Source organism: Mangrovicoccus ximenensis (assembly GCF_003056725.1).
Classification (GTDB): domain Bacteria; phylum Pseudomonadota; class Alphaproteobacteria; order Rhodobacterales; family Rhodobacteraceae; genus Mangrovicoccus; species Mangrovicoccus ximenensis.
Map to the genome: position 1 here is coordinate 19,529 of NZ_QBKZ01000005.1, position 16,920 is coordinate 36,448.

The 16,920-nt window shown below is 69.2% G+C and carries 19 protein-coding genes; 16 read left to right on the plus strand and 3 right to left on the minus strand.

The window, feature by feature from the left end; genetic code table 11:
• The first annotated feature begins 105 nt into the window (after nt 1-105).
• The 3 genes from alaS to C7T91_RS11835 all read left to right on the plus strand — a co-directional run bounded on the left by alaS (nt 106) and on the right by C7T91_RS11835 (nt 3,543).
• Nucleotides 106-2,766: an alanine--tRNA ligase gene (alaS, locus tag C7T91_RS11825; protein WP_108259435.1), complete on the plus strand. Its 2,661-nt coding sequence runs from the start codon at nt 106-108 to the stop codon at nt 2,764-2,766.
• The gene (locus C7T91_RS11830) at nt 2,766-3,056 is read left to right on the plus strand and encodes a DUF1330 domain-containing protein (RefSeq protein ID WP_108259436.1); all 291 of its coding nucleotides are present in this window, start codon (nt 2,766-2,768) and stop codon (nt 3,054-3,056) included. Before alaS ends, C7T91_RS11830 begins: the two co-directional genes overlap by 1 nt.
• A gap of 124 nt (nt 3,057-3,180) precedes the next feature.
• Complete coding sequence (locus C7T91_RS11835) at nt 3,181-3,543, plus strand: DUF4345 family protein (protein WP_108259437.1); 363 nt, start codon at nt 3,181-3,183, stop codon at nt 3,541-3,543.
• Nucleotides 3,544-3,628: 85 nt separating this feature from the next.
• On the opposite strand, the gene C7T91_RS11840 is transcribed toward C7T91_RS11835, so the two are convergent.
• Complete coding sequence (locus C7T91_RS11840; RefSeq protein ID WP_108259438.1) at nt 3,629-3,901, minus strand: hypothetical protein; 273 nt, start codon at nt 3,899-3,901, stop codon at nt 3,629-3,631.
• Nucleotides 3,902-3,925: 24 nt separating this feature from the next.
• Between C7T91_RS11840 and C7T91_RS32500 the strand changes: the two genes are divergently transcribed.
• Both C7T91_RS32500 and C7T91_RS11845 read left to right on the plus strand, forming a co-directional pair.
• Nucleotides 3,926-4,096, plus strand: coding sequence for a hypothetical protein (locus C7T91_RS32500; RefSeq protein WP_161555864.1), 171 nt, complete (start codon nt 3,926-3,928; stop codon nt 4,094-4,096).
• A complete protein-coding gene (locus C7T91_RS11845) occupies nt 4,093-4,473 on the plus strand; it encodes a c-type cytochrome (protein ID WP_108259439.1) in 381 nt (126 codons plus the stop codon). Before C7T91_RS32500 ends, C7T91_RS11845 begins: the two co-directional genes overlap by 4 nt.
• Before the next feature lie 131 nt (nt 4,474-4,604).
• Here the strand turns inward: C7T91_RS11845 and C7T91_RS11850 are convergent, their stop codons facing one another.
• Both C7T91_RS11850 and C7T91_RS11855 read right to left on the minus strand, forming a co-directional pair.
• Nucleotides 4,605-5,306, minus strand: coding sequence for a GntR family transcriptional regulator (locus C7T91_RS11850; RefSeq protein WP_108259440.1), 702 nt, complete (start codon nt 5,304-5,306; stop codon nt 4,605-4,607).
• A 46-nt stretch (nt 5,307-5,352) separates the two neighbouring features.
• Nucleotides 5,353-5,868 (minus strand): hypothetical protein, encoded by a 516-nt coding sequence (locus C7T91_RS11855; RefSeq protein ID WP_145962859.1) that lies wholly within the window; start codon nt 5,866-5,868, stop codon nt 5,353-5,355.
• A gap of 205 nt (nt 5,869-6,073) precedes the next feature.
• Here C7T91_RS11855 and C7T91_RS11860 point away from each other — a divergent pair, with 205 nt between their 5' ends.
• The 11 genes from C7T91_RS11860 (at nt 6,074) to C7T91_RS11910 (ending at nt 16,910) form a co-directional block, all read left to right on the plus strand.
• A complete protein-coding gene (locus C7T91_RS11860; RefSeq protein ID WP_236638179.1) occupies nt 6,074-6,898 on the plus strand; it encodes a gluconate 2-dehydrogenase subunit 3 family protein in 825 nt (274 codons plus the stop codon).
• The gene (locus tag C7T91_RS11865) at nt 6,837-8,546 is read left to right on the plus strand and encodes a GMC family oxidoreductase (protein ID WP_236638203.1); all 1,710 of its coding nucleotides are present in this window, start codon (nt 6,837-6,839) and stop codon (nt 8,544-8,546) included. The genes C7T91_RS11860 and C7T91_RS11865 overlap by 62 nt, the downstream gene beginning before the upstream one ends.
• Before the next feature lie 11 nt (nt 8,547-8,557).
• A complete protein-coding gene (locus C7T91_RS11870; RefSeq protein WP_108259443.1) occupies nt 8,558-9,910 on the plus strand; it encodes a cytochrome c in 1,353 nt (450 codons plus the stop codon).
• Nucleotides 9,911-10,072: 162 nt separating this feature from the next.
• Nucleotides 10,073-11,131 carry a methionine ABC transporter ATP-binding protein gene (locus tag C7T91_RS11875; protein ID WP_108259444.1) on the plus strand — a complete coding sequence of 353 codons (1,059 nt, stop codon included), beginning with the start codon at nt 10,073-10,075 and terminating at the stop codon, nt 11,129-11,131.
• On the plus strand, nt 11,121-11,795 hold the full coding sequence (locus C7T91_RS11880; protein ID WP_108259445.1) for a methionine ABC transporter permease: 675 nt from the start codon (nt 11,121-11,123) through the stop codon (nt 11,793-11,795). Before C7T91_RS11875 ends, C7T91_RS11880 begins: the two co-directional genes overlap by 11 nt.
• A 34-nt stretch (nt 11,796-11,829) precedes the next feature.
• Nucleotides 11,830-12,606 (plus strand): MetQ/NlpA family ABC transporter substrate-binding protein, encoded by a 777-nt coding sequence (locus C7T91_RS11885; protein WP_108259446.1) that lies wholly within the window; start codon nt 11,830-11,832, stop codon nt 12,604-12,606.
• A gap of 357 nt (nt 12,607-12,963) precedes the next feature.
• The gene (ggt, locus tag C7T91_RS11890) at nt 12,964-14,499 is read left to right on the plus strand and encodes a gamma-glutamyltransferase (RefSeq protein WP_108259447.1); all 1,536 of its coding nucleotides are present in this window, start codon (nt 12,964-12,966) and stop codon (nt 14,497-14,499) included.
• Complete coding sequence (locus tag C7T91_RS11895) at nt 14,496-15,068, plus strand: phosphotransferase family protein (RefSeq protein ID WP_108259448.1); 573 nt, start codon at nt 14,496-14,498, stop codon at nt 15,066-15,068. The genes ggt and C7T91_RS11895 overlap by 4 nt, the downstream gene beginning before the upstream one ends.
• The gene (locus C7T91_RS11900; RefSeq protein ID WP_108259449.1) at nt 15,065-16,000 is read left to right on the plus strand and encodes a choline/ethanolamine kinase family protein; all 936 of its coding nucleotides are present in this window, start codon (nt 15,065-15,067) and stop codon (nt 15,998-16,000) included. The genes C7T91_RS11895 and C7T91_RS11900 overlap by 4 nt, the downstream gene beginning before the upstream one ends.
• 9 nt (nt 16,001-16,009) lie before the next feature.
• Nucleotides 16,010-16,408 (plus strand): ethanolamine ammonia-lyase subunit EutB, encoded by a 399-nt coding sequence (eutB, locus tag C7T91_RS11905; RefSeq protein ID WP_108259450.1) that lies wholly within the window; start codon nt 16,010-16,012, stop codon nt 16,406-16,408.
• Nucleotides 16,362-16,910: a carbamoyltransferase C-terminal domain-containing protein gene (locus tag C7T91_RS11910; RefSeq protein WP_201742088.1), complete on the plus strand. Its 549-nt coding sequence runs from the start codon at nt 16,362-16,364 to the stop codon at nt 16,908-16,910. The genes eutB and C7T91_RS11910 overlap by 47 nt, the downstream gene beginning before the upstream one ends.
• The last annotated feature ends 10 nt before the right edge of the window (nt 16,911-16,920 follow it).

Here is a 16,920-nt window from a genome sequence, read left to right on the forward strand (position 1 = left end):
ACCCCGCCTTTCCGGCGGGGTTTTTTCATGGGCGCCTGCGATGTGGACACCCCGCGCCTTGGGCGATAGAGAGGCGGGAACCGAACCGGCAAGAGACGCTGAGCCATGGCAAGCCTGAACGATATCCGCACGACCTTCCTCGACTATTTCGGACGCAATGGCCACGCAGTCGTGGACAGCTCGCCGCTGGTCCCCCGCAACGACCCGACGCTGATGTTCACCGCAGCGGGCATGGTCCAGTTCAAGAACGTCTTCACCGGCGTCGAGCACCGCGACTACAGCCGCGCCACCACTGCGCAGAAATGCGTGCGCGCCGGCGGCAAGCACAACGACCTCGACAATGTCGGCTATACCGCGCGCCACCATACCTTCTTCGAAATGCTGGGGAACTTCTCCTTCGGCGATTATTTCAAGGAAGACGCGATCCCCTTCGCGTGGGAGCTGCTGACCAAGGATTTCGGCATCGACAAGAGCCGCCTTCTGGTCACCGTCTACCATACCGACGAAGAGGCGGTGAACATCTGGAAGAAGGTCGCGGGCCTGCCCGATGACCGGATCATCCGCATCGCGACCGACGACAATTTCTGGTCCGCGGGTCCGACCGGCCCCTGCGGTCCCTGCACCGAGATCTTCTACGACCACGGCGACCATGTCTGGGGCGGCCCGCCCGGCTCGCCGGAAGAGGATGGCGATCGGTTCATCGAGATCTGGAACCTCGTCTTCATGCAGTACGAGCAGTTCGAGGACGGCCGCCGCGAGGCGCTGCCGAAGCCGTCGATCGATACCGGCATGGGGCTGGAGCGGATCGGCGCGCTGCTGCAGGGCAAGCACGACAACTACGACACCGACCTGATGCGCTCGCTGATCGAGGCTTCGGCCCATGCGACCAGCATTGATCCGGACGGTCCGGCGAAGGTGCATCACCGGGTGATCGCCGACCACCTGCGCTCGACCTCCTTCCTGATCGCCGACGGCGTGACGCCCTCGAATGACGGCCGCGGCTACGTGCTGCGCCGCATCATGCGCCGCGCCATGCGCCATGCCCACCTGCTGGGCGCGCAGGACCCGCTGATGCACCGGCTGGTTCCGGCGCTGGTTGCGCAGATGGGCCAGGCCTATCCGGAACTCGGCCAGGCGCAGGCGCTGATCGAGGAGACGCTGCGCCTCGAGGAGAATCGCTTCCGCCAGACGCTGGACCGCGGCCTGAAGCTGCTCGACGACGCGCTCGTCGATCTGCCGGAGGGCGCCGAGCTGCCCGGCGAGACCGCGTTCAAGCTCTATGACACCTACGGCTTCCCGCTCGACCTGACCCAGGACGCGCTGCGCGAAAAGGGCCACACGGTCGATACCGACGGCTTCGACGCCGCCATGGCCGAGCAGAAGGCCAAGGCGCGCGCCGCCTGGGCGGGGTCGGGCGAGACCGCCGATGCGGCGATCTGGTTCGACCTGGCCGAGAAGCACGGCGTGACGGAATTCCTAGGCTACGAGCACGAATATTCCGAAGGCCAGCTGCTGGCGATCGTCAAGGACGGTGCCGCGGCGAAGGAGGCCGCCAAGGGCGAGACGGTGCAGATCGTGGTCAACCAGAGCCCGTTCTACGCCGAAAGCGGCGGCCAGGTCGGCGACAGCGGCCGCCTGAAGACCGCGACCGGCACCGCCACCATCACCGACACCAAGAAGTCGGCCGGCGTCTTCATCCACTTCGCCGAAGTGACCGAGGGCACGGTTTCCGCCGGGCAGGGCGCCGAGCTGATCGTCGACGGCGCCCGCCGGGCCGCGATCCGCGCCAACCACTCGGCGACGCACCTGCTGAACGAGGCGCTGCGCGAGGTGCTCGGCACCCATGTCGCGCAGCGCGGCTCGCTCAATGCCGATGACCGGCTGCGCTTCGACTTCAGCCATTCCAAGGCGGTGACTGCCGAGGAAATGAAGCGCGTCGAGGCGGATGTGAACGCGATGATCCGCCAGAACGGCGCGGTCGAGACCCGCATCATGACCCCGGACGAGGCGCGCGACCTGGGCGCCCAGGCGCTCTTCGGCGAGAAATACGGCGACGAGGTCCGGGTCGTGCAGATGGGCCAGCAGGCGGGTTCGGGCAAGGGCGTCTCCGGCGATGTCTATTCGCTGGAGCTCTGCGGCGGCACCCATGTCAAGCGGCTGGGCGAGATCGGCATGTTCGTCACCCTCGGCGACAGCGCATCCTCCGCGGGCATCCGCCGGATCGAGGCGCTGACCGGCCAGGCCGCCTTCGACTATCTCGCGGGCCAGGCGGCGACGCTGTCCGAAGCTGCGGGCGTGCTGAAGGCGCAGGCCGATGACGTGCCCGCGCGCCTCCAGGCGCTGCTCGACGAACGCCGGGCGCTGCAGAACGAGGTGGCGCAGCTGCGCCGCGACATCGCCATGGGCGGCGGCGCGTCTTCGGGGCCGGAAACCAAGGAAATCAAGGGCGTGACCTTCCTCGGCCAGAGCCTCTCGGGCGTTTCGGGCAAGGATCTCCGTCCGCTGATCGACGCGCACAAGGAACGGCTGGGCTCGGGCGTGATCGTCCTGATCGCCGATGCCGACGGCAAGGCGGCGGTGGCGGCCGGCGTGACCGGCGATCTGACCGACCGGATTTCGGCGGTGGATCTGGTCAAGGCGGCGGCGGCGGAACTGGGCGGCAAGGGCGGCGGCGGCCGTCCCGACATGGCCCAGGCCGGCGGCACCGATGCCGCCAAGGCGCCCGAGGCGCTGGCCAGCGTCGAACGCCTGCTGGAATCGCTCTGATGGCCGCGCTCTGGATCACCCATGTCGCGGTGGCCGACGAGGCGGCCTATGGCCAGTACGCCAAGCTTGCCGGTCCCGCGATCGAGAAGCATGGCGGCACGTTCCTGGCCCGCGGCACCCGCTACAAATGGGTCGAGGGCACCGAGCGCGCGCGCAACGTGGTGGTCCGCTTCGACAGCATCGAGGCGGCCGAGGCCTGCTACAACAGCCCGGAATACCAGGAGGCGCTGTCCTTTGCGAAGGGCGCGGCCGAGCGGGACCTGGTCTTCGTCGAGATCGCCGAAGCCTGATCCCGGACCTGCGGACAGAGGCCCGTTCCCGCGAGGGAGCGGGCCTTTTCCGTTGCGGGCGCGGCTTTTTCCGATCCGGAACGGCGCGCGCTGCGTATCCCCCGGGACTGCAAGGAGAAGACGCATGCGACGCATCCTGAACCTGGCCGCAATGGCGGCGACGATCGGCTTCGGCCTGGTGGGCTTTCTCGCGCCGGGCTACACGCTCGCGGTGCTGGACCTGCAGCTCGCTCCGGGCTCGACGATGGGCCTGAGCGAGATCCGCGCGGCCAATGGCGCGCTCTTCGTCGGACTGGGCCTGGCCGGACTGCTGCTGAAATCTCCGGTGGCGCTCCAGGTTGCGGGCTTCGCCTATGCGGGCGCCGCCGCGGGACGGCTGGCGGGAATCGTGATCGACGGGGCGGGGATGCAGGCGGTCTGGTTCTTCGCCGTCGAAATCGCGCTGGCCGCCTGGCTGATCCTCGGCAACCGGTCCGCGCAGCGATAGCGCAGGCCATCGCGCGTTGAAACGGGCTCCGCGGTTTCGGGAAGTCGCGTTTCGCTGTCTTGTTCCGTCATCGCCCTGCAGGGACTCAGCGCAGCCACAGCCCGGCGGCGCGCAGCCGGTTGCGGATCACCGCCTCGGAGGCGGGCAGGCGGCCCTGCGGGAACAGCGCGCGGGCCTTCGCCCCGTCGCCGCGCCAGATCGCCCGGTGAAACGGCTTGTGCCGCTTCAGGTGCTTCTTGATCCGGTTCGGCGCGGCGACCTCTTCGAGCAGCGCCACCACCGGATCGGGGGCGGCGGCATAAAGCAGCGCCAGGCTCCGGGCATCCCGGATTTCGCCCCGGCGCTGGCCGGGCACCATGCCGTCGGCGCGGGCGCGGGCAACGTGATCATGCCGGTGCTGGCGGGGCTGTCCGACAGCGGGGGCCGGATCCGCATGCCTGCCTTCCTGCTCGACGACGCCACCATCGCCGACATCGCCAATTACGTGCGCAACGCCATGAACGACAGCCGCGGCGCGCGCGCTGCTTCCCTGACCGAGCGGAGACCAAGATGACCCATCCCCTTTCCCTCGCCGCGCTGGTCCTGGCGTCTGCGCTGCCGGGCGCGCTGGCGGCGCAATCCGCCGTCACGCCCGCCACCGAGGCTGCTGCGGCGCTGCCGCCCGGCGACCGCTCGGGCGCAAGGCTGGCGCAGAACACCTGCCTGCAATGCCACGGCACCGGCGTCGCCCCGGATCTGCGGCTGCAGCAGATCGACTACCAGACTCTGCATCACGTCACCCGCCAGGGGCTGAATGCGATGCCGTCCTTCCGCGAGACCGAGATCTCCGACGCGGAGCTGCGCGAGGTCTGGGAGTTCCTCCGCTCGATCCGCGCCATGCCGGGCACGCCGCTCGGTCCGGTGCCGGGCGCGATCGGGGAGGGGCATTGATGGCCGCCCCGACCGCTCCGACCCGCCGCGATGTCCTTGCCGGCGCGCTGGCGCTGGCGCTTCTGCTGCTGTCGCTGGCCTGACCGGCCGGGCCGGTGCCCGCGCGGCACCGGACCCCCGCGGCTGCCGGCTCAGCCCAGCAGATGCGGCGGGATCGTCGCGATGAAATCCGACAGGTGGTCGCCGAGCAGCCGCACATGCTCACTGGCGGCGACCATCGCGCGGTCGCTGTCGCCCGCATCGATCGCCTCGATGATCTCGCGATGCTCGCTCAGCGTCGCGCGCATCTTGCCCGGCTGGTAGGTCACCTGCCGCCGGTAGGGCGACAGCCGCAGCCTGAGCGCGATGGTCTGCGAGGCCAGGAAATGGGTATGCGCCGCCTCGTAGAGCAGGTCGTGGAATTCCTCGTTGATCCAGTAGAAGGCCACCGGATCGCCGGTCTCGAAGGCAGCCTCAAGGCGCTCCTGCACCTCGAGCATCTTCGCCTTCTCCTCGCGCGAGGCGCGCCGCGCCGCCAGCCGCGCGCAGAGCCCCTCGAGCGCGGCCATCAGGTCGAACATCTCGATCAGCATCGGGATCGACAGCTGCGTCACCATCGTGCCCTGGCGGCCGCGCACCTCGACCAGCCCGGTCGCGACCAGCCCCTTGATCGCCTCGCGGACCGGCGTGCGCGACACCGAGAAGCGGGCCGCGATCTCGGTCTCGTCCAGCCGGTCGCCGGGCTTCAGCTCGCCCTCGACGATCAGCCGCTCGAGATCCTGGCGGAGCTCCTCGGCACGCGTCAACGGGCGGCGGGCCGGTTTCCCGGGGCTGGTCTCGGCGATCTGTGACATGGGCTCTCCTCTTGGTCCGGCGGCATCTGCGCCGCGCTGGCCGGGGTCAGGGTATATGCGAACCATCGGCTGCCGTATACCGAATTGGTGTTGTAGTATCGATTTCAGCGAGTTCCGCGCAGAGAACGGGCAGCAGGGCCGCCGGATCCGCGATCTGCGGAAAATGTCCCCGCCCGTAGATGCGGCGCGGCACATCCGCGAGGCAGGGCAGCGGATCGCGGCCATGCGCCGCCTCGACCGCGGCCGAGTTCAGCAGCCGCAGCGGACAGGCAAGCCCGGGCAGCCGGTCGGCGATCCTCCAGGCGAAGAGCGCGTCGCGCAGCTCCAGCAGGTCGTCCGAACGCCGGACAGCACGGACGCCTGCGGCAGGATCCGGCGGGCGGCCGGCCCGCGCGCAGGCCCGGCCGCAGCTCCCTGCATTTCCGGCGGAACATCCGCATTCCGCTGTGCAGGGCCGCCCGCGCTCCATCGGAAACGCCGATGGAGCGGAAGTTTTCGTGCATTTATGAACGAAGCAGATGTCATATGTGCACATATCTTTTTGCGCGCGGACCTGCCGCACCCGGCAGGCAGTGCCTAAATGATCAATTTTTCATGGATGACAGATGTTTGTTGGCCGCCCAGCATCCGCCCGGGCTCCGCTCGTCGGCGCGCTGCCCGGCCCGGCGGCGCGGTCCGGGCAGGTTGCAGGGGCGGTCCGCCGGGCATAGGGACGCGCCGAGTCTTTCAATGATGGCTCGTGTTCCACCTACCAGGCAGGACCGCTGATGAACGATTTACCTGATTTCCCCAGCCGCCGCGGCTTTCTCAAGACCACGGCGCTCGGCCTCGCCCTGACGGGCGCCGGCCTGCCCGCGGCTGCCCGCGAAACCGCCCCGCCGGTTCCCCTCGACGAGTACCAGCGCGAATACCTGACCGAGGCCGAATGGGCCTTCGTGATGGCCGCGACCGCGCGGCTGATCCCGTCGGAAGGCGACGGCCCGGGCGCCATCGAGGCGCGGGTGCCGGTCTTCATCGACCGCCAGCTGGCCGGGGACTACGGCTCCGCCGATGACTGGTACATGCAGGGGCCGCACGATGCCTCCGCCGAGCCCGCCCGCGGCTGGCAGACCCCGCTGAGCCCGGCCGAAGTCTACCGCCGCGCGATTCCGGCCTTCGATGCGTGGTGCGAAACCACCTATGGCACCGTCTTCTCCGCGCTCGATCCCGCGCATCAGGACGCGGCGCTGGCCGCGCTGCAGGAGGGCGAGCCGGGGCTCGAGGCCGAGCTGCGCGACTTCTTTGCGATCCTGCTTGCCAACACCAAGGAAGGCTACTTCGCCGATCCGCTCTACGGCGGCAACCACGGCATGCAGTCCTGGGTCTATATCGGCTTCCCGGGCGCCCGCGCGGCCTATCGCGAATGGCCCGAGCGCCACAACATCGAGTACCCGCTGGGTCCGGTCTCCATCAGCGGCGAAGGGCCTGAACATGGCACGTCAGGAACAGAAGAAAGACGTCGTCATCGTCGGCCTCGGCTGGACCGGATCGATCGCCGGGATCGAGCTGGCGCGCGAGGGGCTCGACATTGTCGCGCTGGAGCGCGGCCATGACCAGGCGACCGTGCCGGACTTCAAGTATCCCAACCAGATCGACGAGCTGAAATACGGCGTCCGGCTCAAGATGATGCAGAAGCCGTCGCAGCAGACCGTCACCGTGCGGCGCAGCGGCGACGAGACCGCGCTGCCCTATCGCAGCCTCGGCTCCTTCCTGCCCGGCAACGGCGTCGGCGGCGCCGGAACCCACTGGAACGGCCTGAACTGGCGGCCCCAGCCCGAGGAACTTCGGCTGCGCAGCCATGTCGCCGAGAACTGGGGCGAAGGCATCATTCCCGAGGGCATGAACCTGGGCGACTACCCGGTCAGCTATGACGAGCTGGAGCCGCATTTCACCCATTTCGAGAAGGTCGCGGGCATTTCCGGCAAGGCCGGGAACCTCAACGGCGAGATCCAGGAGGGCGGCAACCCCTTCGAGGGCTGGCGGTCCGAAGACTACCCGATGCCGCAGCAGAAGCGGACCTGGGACAGCCAGAAGTTCCACGATGCCTGCACCGCCGCCGGGTACCACCCGTTCCAGGCGCCGGCCGGCATCGCCTCCACCGCCTATGTGAACCCCTACGGAATGCAGATGGGGCCGTGCAACTACTGCGGCTTCTGCGAGCGCTACGGCTGTTACCAGTATTCGAAATCCTCGCCGCAGACCGCGATCCTCGACGCGCTGAAGCGGATGCCGAATTTCGAGTGCCGCACCGAGTCCGAGGTGCTGCGCGTCGAGCTGGCCGAGGACGGCAGGACCGCGACCGGCGTCACCTATTGGGACGAGGCCGCGCAGGAAGAGGTGTTCCAGCCCGCGGACATCGTCATCCTGTCCTCCTACCAGCTCAACAACGTCCACCTGATGCTGCTCTCGGGGCTGGGCGAGGCCTATGACCCGCTGACCGGACAGGGGACGCTGGGCAAGAGCTACGCCTACCAGATGAACGGCGGCGTCACGATGTTCTTCGAGGACGAGCATTTCAACCCGTTCGTCGGCCACGGCGCCAACGGCGTGTGCATCGACGATTTCTCGGTGAACCAGAACGACTTCGGCGCGCTCGGCTTCATCGGCGGCTCCTACTGGCGCTCGGGCACGTTCAACGGCCAGCCGATCCGCAACATGCCGCTGCCGAAGGGCACGCCGAGCTGGGGCGCAGGCTGGAAGGACGGCATCGGCAAGTGGTACGGCCACGCGATGTCGATCGGCTCGCACGGCTCGCACATGGCCTACGAGAACAACCATCTCGACCTGGATCCGACCTACACCGACCGCCACGGGCGGCCGCTGATGCGGATGACGTTCAACTGGCAGGACAACGACCTGCGGATGAACCAGTACATGAAGTCGATGATGGAGCCGCTGGCGGCCTCGATGAACCCCGACCTGATGCAGTCGGGCTTCAAGGGGCCGGGCGCGCAATACGACGTGCGGCCCTACCAGACCACGCACAATACCGGCGGCCACATCATGTCCGAGACGGCAGCCGAAGGCGCGGTCAACCGCTATTGCCAGACCTGGAAGGCGCATAACGTCTTCGCCATGGGCGCGGGCAACTTCGTCCAGAACACCCAGTACAACCCGACGGGCCTGGTCGGCGGCCTGGCCTACTGGACGGTGAACGCGATCCGCACCCAGTACCTGTCCAACCCGCGTCCGCTGGTCTGAGGAGATCCCCGATGAAATGTTTTCTCAGACTCGCCGGCGGTCTCGCCGTCCTCGGCGTCGTGGCGCTCCTTGCGTTCATCTACGTCCCGGTGAAGCGCACCGCGCCCAGCGAAGAGCTGGCCGCCGGCTGGCAGCCGGAGCCGGGGCAGGGCGAATACGTCATGCACGCCTCCGACTGCGTGGCCTGCCACACCGCGCCGGGCGGCGAGCCGCTGGCCGGGGGGCGCGCCATCGCCAGCCCGATGGGCACGATCTGGTCGACCAACATCACCCCCGATCCGGAAACCGGCATCGGCGGTTGGACGCTGGACGAGTTCCGCGCCTCGCTGGTCGACGGGATCGCGGCCGACGGCACGCATCTCTATCCGGCGATGCCCTACGAGAACTACCGGCTGATGACCGAGGCCGACATCCGCGCGCTCTACGGCTACATGATGAATGAGGTCGAACCGGTGCGCAACGAGGTCGAGACCACCAGCCTGGCCTTCCCGTTCAACCTGCGCTTCGGCATCCGGGCGTGGAACTGGCTGGCGCTCGGCCATGCCTCGGGTCCCTCGGCGGAGATCGCCGGCACGCCCGAAGCCCGCGGCCGCTACCTGGTCGAGGGCGCAGGCCACTGCGCGGCCTGCCACAGCCCGCGCACGCCCTTCATGTCGCAGGACGGCGTCACCGCCGCGGACGGCAACTTCCTCGCAGGCGGCGTGATCGACGGCTGGAACGCCCCGGCGCTGCACGGTGACGGCTCCGCGCTGAAGGACTGGTCGGTCGCCGAGCTGGCCGCCTATCTGGCAACCGGCCGCAACGCGCATTCCGCCGCCAATGGCGAGATGGGCCTCGTGGTCGAGCATTCGCTCCAGCACCTGAGCGATGCCGACAACCTTGCCATGGCGGCCTTCCTCAAGGGGCTCGACGGCGATGCGGGCGGGATCCCGGAAACGCTGGCGGCCAACTCGGGGTCGCTGCCCGAAGCGCCGGCGGATGCGGCGGGCGAGGCCACGGCGGCGATGCTGACCGAGGCGCAGCCGGGCATGCCGGAAGGCGCGCGGCTCTATCTCGACAACTGCTCGGGCTGCCATTTCGTGACCGGCAAGGGCGCTCCGGAGATCTTCCCGGAACTGGCGGGCAACTCGCTGGTCACCGGGTCCGAGACCGGGCCGCTCCTGTCGGTGATCCTGAACGGCGCCGATGTGCCCCCGACCGGCAAGCGGCCGATGCACCTGGTGATGCAGGGCTATGCCGAGCGCCTCGACGACGGCGAGATCGCCGAGCTCGCAAGCTTCCTGCGCAGCGCCTGGGGCAATGACGCGCCGGCAGTGAGCGCCGCCGATGTCGCGGCGGTCCGCGGGGCGGCTGCCACGCACTGAGCGGCACGACCTGACCGGCGGGGCCTCCGGGCCCCGTCCTTCCAGCCGGAGGGCCGCGATGCGGTGCTCCGGCTTTGCTTTTCCCTCGGGCGGGCTTGCCTTGGCCGCCCGCTTCCGGTCTACGGGCCGCAGACACGAAACCACGCAGAACCGGGACCTCCGATGCAAAGCGACACCTTGGCCGGTGCGGCCATCACCTTCGACGGCGTCGGCAAGAGCTTCGACGCCAAGGGCGGCAGCGTCATGGCGCTGGAAGGCGTCGACCTTGCCGTGGCGCCGGGCTCGATCACCGGGATCATCGGCCGCTCGGGCGCGGGCAAATCCACGCTCCTGCGGATGGTCAACGGGCTGGAACGCCCGACCACCGGCAAGGTCATGGTCGGCGGCCGCGATGTCGGCACCGCGAAAGGCGCCAGGCTGCGCGAAATCCGCCGCGAAGTCGGCATGATCTTCCAGCATTTCAACCTGCTTGCCTCGCGCACGGTCCGCGGCAATGTCGCGCTGCCGATGGAGATCGCGGGCGTGCCCGCCGCCGAGATCCGCCGCCGCACCGGCGACCTGATCGCGAGGGTCGGGCTCGAGGCGCTGGCCGACCGCTATCCGGCGGAGCTTTCGGGCGGGCAGAAGCAGCGGGTCGGCATCGCCCGGGCGCTGGCCACCGGCCCCAAGGTGCTCCTGTCGGACGAGGCCACCTCGGCGCTCGATCCCGAGACCACCCAGACCGTGCTGCGGCTTCTCGCCGAGATCAACCGCGACCTCGGCCTGACCATCCTGATGATCACCCATGAAATGGCGGTGCTGCGCGACATCGCCAGCCATGTCGCGGTGATCGAGGGCGGCCGCATCGTCGAGCAGGGCGAGACCTACGACATCTTCACCGCGCCCGCGCATCCGACCACGCGGTCCTTCCTGTCGGGCGTGACCGGCGTGACGCTGCCGCGCTTCCTTGCCGACCGGCTGACCGCCGAACGCCCCGGCGGCCCGTCGCGCGAGGTGATCCGCATCACCTTCCTCGGCGAGCGCGCCACCGATCCGCTGCTGGCGGAGATGAGCGCGGCGCTCGGGGTCGAGGTCAACATCCTCGCCGGCGCCATCGAGGAGGTCGGCGCGCGGCCCTTCGGCAACCTGCTGATTTCGGTCCCCGCCGAGCGCGGCGCCGAGGCGCGGGCCTATCTGGAATCCCATCAGCAGCGGACGGAGGTGCTGGGCTATGTCGGCTAACCTGATCAACATGCTCCTCGAGGCGACCGGGCAGACGCTCTACATGGTCGCCGTCGCCACCGTGATCGGCGCGGTCGCGGGCCTGCCGATCGGCGTGTTCCTGGCCTGCTCTCGCAAGGGCGAGCTGCTGTCGGCCCCGGCGGTCAACAAGGTGCTCGGCATCCTCGTCAACGCCACCCGCTCGGTGCCGTTCATCATCCTCGTGGTGGCGATCATCCCCTTCACCCGCATGGTCGCGGGCACCTCGATCGGCACCACCGCCGCCATCGTGCCGCTGACCATCGCGGCCATTCCTTTCATCGCGAGGCTGATCGAGAACGCGATCCGCGAGGTCGACAGCGGCCTGATCGAGGCGGCCCGCGCGATGGGCGCGACGCCCCTGCAGATCATCCGCAAGGTGCTGATCCCCGAGGCGCTGCCCGGCATCACGCTCGGCCTGACGCTCGCCGTGGTCAGCCTGATCGGCTATTCGGCCATGGTCGGCGCCGTCGGCGGCGAGGGCCTCGGCGATCTCGGCATCCGCTACGGCTACCAGCGCTTCATGCCCGACGTGATGGCCGCCGTGGTGGTGATCCTCATCGTCCTCGTGCAGGCCGCGCAGAGCCTCGGCGAATGGATCGCGCGCCGCGTGGACAAGCGGGCGCCCCGCAACCGCGGCGCCTGATCCGCAACAAGACAAAGACAGAAGGAGTATCGACATGAAGATGCTGATGACCGTTGCCTCCGCGCTGGCGCTGACCGCCGGGATGGCCGCCGCCGAGGATATCCGCGTGGGCGTGTCCCCGGGCGAGCATGCCGAGATCATGGAAGAGGTGGCCAAGATTGCCGCTCCGATGGGCCTGAACATCGACGTCATCGAGTTCTCTGACTACGTTGTGCCGAACCAGGCTCTGGCCGATGGCGACATCGAGGCCAACTCGTTCCAGCACGGCCCCTATCTGGAGAACCAGATGAAGGACCGCGGCTTCGCGCTGGTGCCGGTGGCGAACACCATCACCACGCCGATGGGGCTCTATTCCGACAAGATCGCCGGCCCGGACGAGCTCGGAGAGCGCGCCACCGTCGGCATTCCGAACGACCCGACCAATGGCGGCCGCGCGCTGCTGGTGCTGCAGGATCTGGGGCTGATCACCCTGGCCGAGGGCACCGGCCTGGTGCCGACCGTGCTCGACATCACCGAAAACCCGAAGAACCTGCGCTTCCAGGAGCTTGACGCGGCGCAGCTGCCGCGGTCGCTGGCGGATCTCGACGCGGCGATGATCAACACCAACTACGCCATCGCGGCCGGCCTGAACCCGAAGACCGACTCCATCGCGATGGAGAAGGCCGACAACCCCTATGTGAACATCATCGTCGTGCGCGAAGGCGACGAGGACGCGTCCTGGGTCGCGCCGCTCATCGAGGCCTACCATTCCGACGAGGTGAAGGCCTTTATCGACGAGAAGTACCACGGCACGGTCCTGACCTCCTGGTAATGATCTGCCTCCGCCGCGTGCCGCAGGACGGCGCGGCGGAGGGACATCCGCGCGTGCGGGGCAGGGACGGCCTTTGCCCCGCATGTCTTCTTCCGCCCCGTTGGCAGGCGGCGCGGTCCCGGCCGCGAAGGCGGACCAAGCCCCGGTCACGGCGGGAAGGCGAAGCCAAAGCGCATTCGGCCCGTGGCGGACGAACCTGTCTGCGAGCATGCGCTGGCCCGGCCCGGACGGTTCCTCAAGCCCCGGACATGACAGCTCCCCAGTTCGCCCGAGACCTTTGCTCCCAGACGCTGGCCTTCGCGCCGACCGCCCGCAGCCGGGCCTCGGACCGGGCCCAGGGTCTCGCCCTCCGCAAGGATGACGCTCGCCGAAGCCCTCCGTTCCCGGCTCGTCGAGCCGCAGAGTTCGGGGCTCGGCGGCGGCGCCTTCCTCGTGTGGTACGACGCGGCCACCGGGACCGTGACCACGCTCGACGGCCGCGAGACCGCGCCGATGGACGTCACGCCGCAGCTCTTCCAGGACGAAGCGGGCGAGCCGCTCAAGTTCTACGACGCGGTGGTCGGCGGCCGCTCGGTCGGCACGCCGGGCACGCCCGCGCTGATGAAGGCCGCGCATGAGCGCTGGGGCAAGAAGGAATGGCCCGGCCTGTTCCTCGAGGCGATCAACCTCGCCGACCAGGGCTTCGCGGTCTCGCCGCGGCTGGCCTCGCTGGTGGCGGCCGATGCCGAGCGGCTCGGCCGCTTCCCGGCCACCGCGGCCTATTTCCTGCCCAAGGGCCAGCCGCTCAAGGCAGGCGACCGGCTGGCCAACCCGGCCTATGCGCGCACCCTCAGGGCGCTGGCCGCGGGCGGCACGGATGCGTTCTACAAGGGCGTGGTGGCACAGGGCATCGTCGACACCGTGCGGGGCGCCGAGGGCAATCCCGGCGTGCTCTCGCTCGACGACCTGGCGGTCTACAAGGTCAAGGAGCGCCCGGCAGTCTGCGTCCCCTACCGCGCGGCCGAGGTCTGCGGCATGGGGCCGCCCAGTTCCGGCGGGCTGACCGTCGGCCAGATCCTCGGCATGCTGGAGAATTTCGACATCCGCGCCATGGGGCCGGAAAGCCCGCGCGCCTGGCGGCTGATCGGCGATGCCTCGCGGCTCGCCTTCGCCGATCGCGGCCGCTACATGGCCGACAGCGATTTCGTGCCGATGCCGGTGGCCGGGCTGACCGATCCGGACTACCTGCGCAGCCGCGCCGACCTGCTGGCGGGGACCGAGGCGGCGCTGCCCGCGGCCGAGCCGGGCCGTCCGGAATTCGACCATGCAATGCTCTGGGGCGACGACGCGAGCCTCGAGCTGCCCTCGACCTCGCATGTCTCGATCGTCGACCAGTACGGCAACGCGCTCAGCATGACGACGACGATCGAGAACGGCTTCGGCTCGCGGCTGATGGCGCCGGGCGGGTTCCTGCTGAACAACGAGCTGACCGATTTCTCCTTCCGCACCCATGAGGACGGGCTGCCGATCGCCAACCGGGTGGAGCCCGGCAAGCGGCCGCGCAGCTCGATGGCGCCGACCATCGTGATGAAGGACGGCGCGCCGCTCTACGTCACCGGCTCGCCGGGCGGCAGCCGGATCATCGGCTATGTCGCGCAGAACGTGATCGGGGTGATCGACTGGGGGATGGACCCGCAGGAGGCCGCCGCCCAGCCGCATCTGGTGAACCGCTTCGGCAGTTACGACATCGAGGCCGGCACGGCGGCGGGAACGCTGGCTGCACCGCTGGCGGAGATGGGCTTCGAGATCAGGCAGACCGAGCTGAATTCCGGCATCCACGCCATTGCCGTCACCCCCGGCGGCCTGCTCGGCGGCGCCGATCCGCGCCGCGAGGGCATCGCCCTCGGCAAGTGATCCGTCCGCTGCGCGGCGCTCCGGGGCGCCTCGCGCACCGCTTCGATGCCTTCGCGGCGATCGACCGCGCCATGGCCCGCGCGCATGAGACCGGCACTGCGCTGCCGCAGGATATCGGCTGGGTGCTGTCGCTCATCGCGCCGTTGCGCGGCCCGCTGCTCGCGGCGCCCACCGTGCCCTGCCGCAATGACGGCTCGTCCTCGAACCTGCTGGCCGGACCGGAGCGGGACGACGTGCTGCTCGTCGATTTCGACCGCGCCGGCATGAACGACCCGATGTTCGACCTCGGCGTCCTCCTGGCCGAGATCACCGATTTCGAGGCCGACATGGTCGCCCCCGCGACGCTCTACATGGGCGGATTGGACAAGGCGGCCTTCGCCCGCGCGCGGCTGTGGTCGATCGTCGACGACGTGATGCATGCGCTCGAGGCCCGCGTGACCGGCGCCGCCTCGGTCCGCAAGGGACTGGAATGGCTGAAATATTCCGAATGGCGGATGATGCGGGCCAGGCTCGGCCTGACCCATCCGCAATTCGAGGAGAAGATCCGGATCGCCGGGGGACAATCATGAAGACGCTCGGACAGGCGGTCTCGCCCGAGGAACACACGCTGGAATCCGCAATCCGCGAGGCCGCGCTTTTCGGCGGCGGCGCGGGTGCGGGCTATGCCCCGGTTTCGGGCGGGATCAGCAATTCCAACTGGCGGGTGCAGCTCGCCTCCGGCCGGGACTATTTCGTCAAGCTGCCGGGCAACGGCACCGAGATGTTCATCGACCGCAAGGCCGCGCTCGACGCCTCGCAGAAGGCGGCGGCCGCCGGCCTCGGCCCGGCAGTCTATGACGACCTCGCCCATCACGGCATCGAGATCAACGACTTCATCCCCGACCGGCGGCCCTCCACCCATGCCGATTTCGCGCTGCGCGACCTCAGGATGGAGGCGATGGCGGCCTACCGGCGGATGCACGGCCTGCCCGCCCTGGGGCTGACGAAGACGGTCTTCGACATGATCGACGAGCACGAGGCGCAGATGCGCGAGCTCGGCAGCCCCTGGCCGCGCGACACCGACTGGATCAAGCTCAACGACCGCATGGCGCGCGAGGCGCTCTCGGCCTCCGGCCTCGATCTGGTGCCCTCCTTCAACGACCCGATGCCCGGCAATTTCATGATCGGCGGCGACGGCTCGATCATGCTGATCGACTACGAATACGCCTCGATGAACGACCGCTGCTACGACCTAGGCATCTGGTTCGGCGAGATGTTCTTCACCGAGGAGCAGGAGGCCGAGATGATCGAGGAATATTTCGGCAAGGTCACGCCGCAGCTTGTCGCCCGCGTCACCATCCACAAGGCGCTCGCCGACGTGAAATGGGCCTGGTGGTCGATGGTGCAGCTCAAGGTGTCGCGGCTCGATTTCGATTTCCACAAATACGGCATGTGGAAGCTGATGCGCTTCCGCAGCATCACCGGCTCGCCGAGCTGGGCCACCCATCTGCGCAACGCCTGAGGATCAAGAATGCCCGTCTACAGCGCAACCGCCGGGGGCGAGACCTTCCGCTTCGGATCGCTCGCCGCCCTGATGGCCGCCGCCACCCCCGCCCGCTCCGGCGACCAGCTTGCCGGGATCGCAGCGGAAACCGAGGCCCAGCGGGTCGCGGCGCGCTATGCGCTCGCCGACCTGCCGCTCGCGGAATTCCTCAACGAGGCGCTGGTGCCCTACGAGACCGACGAGGTCACGCGGCTGATCCTCGACACGCAGGCTGCGCAAGCTCGGCGCCGTGCTGGAGGTCCACCCGCCCGCCGAGATCGACCGCCGCGTCGCCGCGGCCCTCGGCGAAGGCCAGGTGGCGGGCTGGATGCAGGGGCGGATGGAATTCGGGCCGCGCGCGCTGGGACAGCGCTCGATCCTTGCTGATCCGCGCCGCCCGGAGATGCAGAAGACGCTGCGCCCCTTCGCCCCGGCGGTAATGGCCGAACATGCCGCGGACTGGTTCGCGCTGACGGGGCCCAGCCCCTACATGCTGGAGGTCGTGCCCGTCGCGGAGCCGCGCCGCCGCAGCGCCGGCACGCCGGATCCCCGCGCGCCGATCCCCGAGCGGCTGGCTGTGCCGCGCTCGGAGATCCCGGCGGTCACCCATCTGGATTTTTCCGCCCGCGTCCAGACCGTCGACCGCGAAGTTTCGCCGCGCTTCCACGCGCTGCTTTCCGCCTTCCATGCCGCCACCGGCTGTCCGATCCTCGTCAATACCAGTTTCAACCTGCGCGGCGAGCCGATCGTCGAAAGCCCCGAGGACGCCTATCGCTGCTTCATGGGCTCGGCGATCGACCTGCTCGTGGTGGAGGACTGCCTGATGACCAAGGCGGCGCAGCCCGCCGCCCTGCGCAAGGACTACCGCGATGACCTGCCACCCGACTGATCCCCGGACG